Below are 927 nucleotides of genomic sequence, written 5' to 3' on the forward strand. Positions count from 1 at the left end.
TACACCAAGAAAATAAAAAAGTAAAATCGCATCCCTGGGGTGCGATTTTTTTGTTGTTTGGTGGTGTCAGGTACGCAGCACGCTCGTTTTGGTACCAGGTACCACCTCCGACTTTGCCGGTACCTGGTACCAACAACAGACAGACCGGGGTCAGGTACCTATGCAATTCTGTTCCAATTACGCAAAAAAAAGCTAACCTCACTCTAATAGTGCGGTTAGCTTTTCTACTTCTAATGCTTTTTCGTAGGAGGTGGACAACAAAGTCATAAGTAATTGTGTACTCACAAAACCCTCTTCATCAAGATTTAAGTAATACCAATTAGAAGACCAGAGAGGATCCTTTGCAGCCCAATCAATCCCTGCTTTTTCAGGATTTTGATGGATATAAAAGCATGCTCGTTTGAAATAGTGATGTCCTAGAATGATTTCACTATGGTAACGATCTTGGAAAAGATGCCCTACATGACGGTATCTACTATTGAAGTATTTGGAGTACTTGAGGTGTAGACGTTGAAGAATTTGACCTGGGGGAATGGATGGAGTTTCCATTAATAGATGAACATGATTACTCATCAAACAGTAGGCGTGGATGTGGAAATGACAATCATGCTTGGTCTCTTTTAAATATTTTAAATACATGTTTCGATCTTTGCTGTCTAAAAATATATCCTCCTTGCGATTCCCTCTTGCCGTAATGTGATAAATTGCTCCAGGGAACCAATACCTTCTCTTTCTAGCCATAACCTCCTCCTTTCCTGTGCAAATACTTATTCGACAAAAACAGGCGAATTCCTCTTTTTGCTGTTAGCGTACCAGGTACTAAAAAGACCTTTCCTGGTACCTGGCACCAAAAGGTATTACCTCGGTACCAGGTACCCACCATGGGCAGACCAATACCTGACACCAACTCCGCCGACACCGGTACCA

At 42.0% G+C, this 927-nt stretch carries 2 protein-coding genes; both read right to left on the minus strand.

Features of this window, described 5'->3' with window-relative positions; translation table 11 throughout:
- Positions 1-198 precede the first annotated feature (198 nt).
- The gene (locus LD39_RS20950; RefSeq protein ID WP_035553444.1) at positions 199-741 is read right to left on the minus strand and encodes a transposase; all 543 of its coding nucleotides are present in this window, start codon (positions 739-741) and stop codon (positions 199-201) included.
- On the minus strand, positions 734-927 hold a 194-nt coding region (locus LD39_RS23720), incomplete at its 5' end, for a hypothetical protein (RefSeq protein WP_231572630.1). The genes LD39_RS20950 and LD39_RS23720, both read right to left, overlap by 8 nt.

The organism is Halobacillus sp. BBL2006 (genome assembly GCF_000786645.1).
Lineage (GTDB): Bacteria > Bacillota > Bacilli > Bacillales > Halobacillaceae > Halobacillus.